Source organism: Pseudomonas sp. MDV22-iso1 (genome assembly GCF_058145095.1).
In genome coordinates this window covers 1-5080 of record NZ_JBYVMF010000058.1, presented here as the reverse complement: position 1 = coordinate 5080, position 5080 = coordinate 1, and the positions used below count along the sequence as shown (strand labels likewise).

The 5080-nt window shown below is 57.7% G+C and carries 5 protein-coding genes; 2 read left to right on the top strand and 3 right to left on the bottom strand.

Annotation, left to right across the window (positions count from 1 at the left end; genetic code table 11):
* Positions 1-1533: 1533 nt before the first annotated feature.
* Entirely contained in the window at positions 1534-2319 is a 786-nt protein-coding gene (locus AC3ZVB_RS29190) for a sulfite exporter TauE/SafE family protein (protein ID WP_490148502.1), read from the top strand.
* Positions 2320-2326: 7 nt separating this feature from the next.
* Here AC3ZVB_RS29190 and AC3ZVB_RS29185 read toward each other — a convergent pair whose 3' ends face one another.
* A complete protein-coding gene (locus AC3ZVB_RS29185; protein WP_490148501.1) occupies positions 2327-2695 on the bottom strand; it encodes a VOC family protein in 369 nt (122 codons plus the stop codon).
* A 46-nt stretch (positions 2696-2741) separates the two neighbouring features.
* Complete coding sequence (locus AC3ZVB_RS29180; protein WP_490148500.1) at positions 2742-3212, bottom strand: GNAT family N-acetyltransferase; 471 nt, start codon at positions 3210-3212, stop codon at positions 2742-2744.
* A gap of 232 nt (positions 3213-3444) precedes the next feature.
* Here AC3ZVB_RS29180 and AC3ZVB_RS29175 point away from each other — a divergent pair, with 232 nt between their 5' ends.
* On the top strand, positions 3445-3996 hold the full coding sequence (locus tag AC3ZVB_RS29175; protein WP_194692442.1) for a DUF4174 domain-containing protein: 552 nt from the start codon (positions 3445-3447) through the stop codon (positions 3994-3996).
* Positions 3997-4127: 131 nt separating this feature from the next.
* Here the strand turns inward: AC3ZVB_RS29175 and AC3ZVB_RS29170 are convergent, their stop codons facing one another.
* Positions 4128-4475: a DUF6124 family protein gene (locus AC3ZVB_RS29170; protein ID WP_162441171.1), complete on the bottom strand. Its 348-nt coding sequence runs from the start codon at positions 4473-4475 to the stop codon at positions 4128-4130.
* Positions 4476-5080 lie beyond the last annotated feature (605 nt).

Genomic DNA, 5080 nt, shown 5'->3' with positions numbered 1-5080 from the left:
GGCTAACCCGGCATCCATGCCGGGTTGCCCACTGCGCAGCACCTGCGCTCGGCCTTCCCAAGGGGCAAGAAGATCAAAATCAAAAGCAGATCAGAAGCAAAGCGAGGCGGCCTGACAGCCGACCTGACTTTCGAAGTTCACGCGTTCACCTGTGGGAGCCGAGCTTGGTCCGGGCGGCGTTCCGACGATGACGGCCTGATAGACGATGGGTATTCCTCTGAAGTACCCGGATCAAAATGTGGGAGCTGGCTTGCCGGCGATGGCGGCCTGACAGCCGATGAGTATTTCCCTGATGCACCCGGATCTAACTGTAGGAGCGAGCCTGCTCGCGATAGCGGTCTGATCGGCGGTGAGATTCTTGCGGGTGTACATATCCATTCCTGCGGTCACAGCGGCTATTGGTTTCGCTCTTACAGCGAGTCACTTTGAAAAGCGCAAAGTAACCAAACGCTCTTGCCCCTTTCGTGCGGTACCTCGCCTGGGCTCGGCATTCCCAAGGGGCAAGAAGATCAAAATCAAAAGCAGATCAGAAGCAAAGCGAGGCGGCCTGACAGCCGACCTGACTTTGCGGGCGTGTCCCGCTCAACGTTACGGCAAGGAGCTGTCGAGTGAAACGAGGCTGCGATCTTTTGATCCTGCTGTTGTACCGGCAACTGGTCTCGCGCGGATACCGTTCTTAAACAACCTTCTGACGATGGACGCACAGGCGCTGTGTTTTTCCAATGACATGGCGTTTAACGTCCATCGCGAGCAAGCTCAGCTCCCACAGGGAAATGCGCAGGCTTCGAGCCTCAGGTCGCCTTGAAGGTTGCCGCGTTTTTGCTGTTGCAGTTGCAGTTGCGGTTGCAGTTGCCGTTGATCTTGATCTTGATCTTCTTGCCCCCTCGGAAGGCCGAGTGGAGGTTCTGCGCAGTGGGCAACCCGGCAAGGATGCCGGGTTAGCCGCCCCCGGCCATGGATGGCCGATGGCGGCGGGCCCACGGAGCAGGACCGGAGCGAGGGTATGCCGAGCCCAGGCGAGGCACCGGACGAAAGGGGCAAGAGCGTTTGGTTACTTGGCGCTCTTCCAAGTGACTCGCCGTAAGGGCGAAACCAATAGCCGCCGTGACCGAAGAAACGGATATGTACACCCGCAAGAATCTCACCGCCGATCAGACCGCTATCGCGAGCAGGCTCGCTCCTACAGTTAGATCCGGGTGCATCAGGGAAATACTCATCGGCCGTCAGGCCGCCATCGCCGGCAGGCCAGCTCCCACCGTTTGATCCGGGTACATCCGAAGAAAAGGGTCGGCTGTGAGTCCGTCATCGCGAGCAAGCTCGGCTCCCACAGGGAAATGCGTAGGCTCAAGCGTCAGGTCACGCAGCGGCAAGGTCAAAAGATCGCAACCTCGTTTCACACGACAGCTTCTACAGCTGAACTCGGGGGCATCTGAAAATAAGTTGGATATAACGATAGTCCGCAACGATATAAGTGGTTATAAGAAAAATCGCTATGCTGCGGGCCAGTTTTTCCTGCGGTCTGTGGACGGTTTAATGGAATTTGTGAACTTCGGGTTGATCGTCGCCGGACTGGTGGTGGGTTTTATCGTTGGCATGACTGGCGTCGGCGGTGGTTCGTTGATGACGCCGATCCTGCTGTGGTTCGGTATCAACCCGGCCACGGCAGTCGGCACCGACCTGCTGTACGCGGCCATCACCAAATCCAGTGGCGTGCTGGTTCACCGAAAGAACAAGAACATCGACTGGGCCATCACCGGTTGGCTGACCCTTGGCAGTGTGCCGGCAGTGGCGATGACGCTCTGGTTCCTGAGCACGCTGCACACGTCGCCCGATGCCATGAACGCCGTCATCAAGCAGGCCCTGGGCTTTGTACTGTTTGCTACCGCCCTGGCGATTTACTTCAAGAAGCGTTTGCTGGATTTCGCCCACAAACGCGCGGGCGGCAACTACAACCCCAGCGGCCCGCGCCTGAATGTCATGACCGTGATCACTGGCCTGGTCCTCGGCACCATGGTCGCCTTGACCTCTATCGGTGCCGGCGCACTCGGTACGGTGGCGCTGTTCATCCTCTATCCGCTGCTTCCAACCCGCCGTCTCGTCGGTACCGAAATCGCTCACGCAGTGCCGCTGACCCTGGTCGCAGGCCTCGGTCACGCCAGCATGGGCAATATGGACTGGCAGGTGTTGGGTTATTTGCTGATCGGTTCGTTGCCGGGCATCTGGCTGGGCAGTCATTTGACCGGGCGCATTTCCGATGAAGTCTTGCGGCCGTGCCTGGCCACCATGCTGATTTTGATCGGTTACAAACTGGCGTTCTGACAGTCCCTTAAACGCGCGTCATGATTTCCAGCAGATGGCCATCCGGGTCATCGAAGTACACCCGCCGTCCACCGCCATAGTCATTGATCTCGCCGGGCCGTAGCTTGCCGGGATCGGCCCACCACCGCAGCTGGCGTGCCTGCAGGCGCGCAAAGGCGGCATCGAAATCGTCGTCGCCGATCAGGAAGGCATAGTGTTGAGAGGCAATCGGCGGATCGTTGTCGTAGAAGTCCAGTGACACGCCGTTGTCCAACTTGACGATCAGCATCGGGCCGAAAGGCTCTGCGGCCGACAAACCAAGGATCTCGACGAGGAACGTCGCCGAGACCTGCTTGTTTCGGCACCAGACGATGGTGTGATTTAACTGAGCGCTCATGGGATAAGCCTCCAGGGTTCACTCCCATGAGTTAAGCAGGATTGCGTCAGGCCTTCGAGGTGTCGCGCTTCATGACGGTGATCGCCAGGCCATCGTCATCCAGCGTGTTTTCGACGACGTCCCAGCCCAGCCTGCCGTAGAGCGACTGGGACGTGTCGGTATAAAGGTAAAGTTCGGGAATCCCAAGCGCCGCGGCTTCCTCGACGATTCGCGTGACCAGCGCCGATGCAGCGCCCCGACCACGGTGTTCGGCCTTCACGTAAACCCCCGCCAGCCAGGGTGTGAGGTCAGGTCGCGACGCCAGGTCGCTGTCGATCAGCAGGGCGCCGCCGAGCAGCTGTGAATCTTCAATGGCGACCACTACGGTGGGCACAGCGCCTTTACCGCAGGCTTGCCGCATGCGTTCGGTTCTGGCTTCGAGGGTATCGTGGGGTTTGAAGTGACCCCATTCCTTGAAGTTCAGCTCGGCCAGTTCCGGTATCAGCGCCGGATGGTCGCAGAGATAGACGATTTGCATGGCAGTCGAAACTCCTTTTCCTGGGGATGACGAGTCGTTCGTCATTCGTGAAAGGGACAATAAAACGATCACCACGGGTAATCAAATTCCGCGCTGCAACCGGTTTGACCGGTTGCGCAATGACCGCCCTGACCTAAGCTTTTGGCAGGGCGAAACACAATCGTGGTGCGTCACCCGGAACAATCGCCGCGATGCGCAATCATTAGAGCGTGGATATCAAAAGGAGATGCGCATGCTCATCAGGTCATTGACCCTGACTACCTTGCTGGTTCTTGCCGGCCCTCTGTTCGCCGCTGATGGCGACTCACCGCTGGACATGGACAAGGGCAGGTCCCGTCCGCTGATTGTCATCGCTCCCAGCTCGGTGGATCCGACGTGGGTCGGCCTGAAAAAGTCCCTGGAAGAGCCAGCCAACAAACAGGGGTTCACCGAGCGAAACATGGTGCTGTATTCGGTAATCAATACGATGGGCCAGCGTGAGGGCAAGGACCTCGATCCGCAAACCACGATGGCGCTGATCCGGGCGCTCAAACTGGGCGCTGGTGCGCAAACCAAGGTCATTCTGGTGGGCAAGGATGGCGAGAAGAAGCTTGAGCAGACGGGGAAAGTCGAGCTGAAGGAGATTTTCGCGGCCATTGACGCAATGCCAATGGCTGAGAAAGAAGCCGCGGCACCGACGGTAGCGCCGGCGGCTGAAGCAGAGCCGGCGGCTAAAGGTGCGAAGGGTGCAAAACCGGTGAAGCCTGCGAAACCGACGAAGCCGCCTGAGATGCCGGATGATTGAGGTTTCTTAGGAATAAAATCAAAAGATCGCAGCCTCGTTTCTCTCGACAGCTCCTACAGGTTCACGCAAAACCGGTGTAGGAGCTGTCGAGTGAAACGAGGCTGCGATCTTTTGATCTTTGGGTTAAGTCATTACTCCAACGACTCGATGCGATCCAACACCCGATTCACCGTCAGCTCGCCCAGCATGATGACCTGAGCAATCCCCAACAACGCATTCCGCGAACTACCCTCCAGATGATCCGCAAGATCCGTGGCCATGACATTGGCCGACGCCAGTGACTCGCAAGCATAGGCCAGCAAGGTTTCGTTTTCGAGATCGGGATTGACCGTGAAGAAGGTGCAGAGTTTGCGAGGGGTGGCTTTGATGTCGGCGATCGAGGGCGTGCGATCGGTTGTGTTGTCGGGATTACTTGAATCGGGATTTTCGCAGGATGCTGTCGGATCGGTGTCCGGCGGATTGGGCGTTACCTTGGTCATAGATGAAACTCCAGGTTTGGAACAGGGAGCCATCAACCTCGCTACCAAACGAAGGGTGGTGGCCATACGAAGGTTGGTAGACCGGTGTACCTGGAAACCCGGCGCGTCCGAGGACGCCCTGCGCATGGCCACCATAAAAACAGAGGAAGATAGAACCTCTGAATAAGGTCGCGCTATGCACCAGGTATTCGGGCTACCAAACCCGATCGCTGTTTTCAGCGACCAATCAACGATAGAGCCCGCACCCAAGGCGCACAAGCCGGCGGATTCTGGCGTACCTGTAGGCATCGACGCAAGAAACTGTAGCTTTCAAGAAGTGAAGCTGACTGCGATTAAACAGGGCCATCCAGAAAGAGGTTCAGCATGCCCAATACCATTTTCCAGCCAGGCAAATAATCCCCCAAAAACTCGGTCAACTGTGGGAGCGAGCCTGCTCGCGATGGGGCCCGAACAGCCCCCACAGCAATAAGCCCAAGCCGCCAAATCATCCCGTCAGAACACGATTTTTCCTACAGCTACAGCGCCCCAAAACCCGGACCCGTCCTACGCGTCACGCGGAAACATCCTATATAAAATTGCACCCATTTCTTGAAAGCTTTCTACCC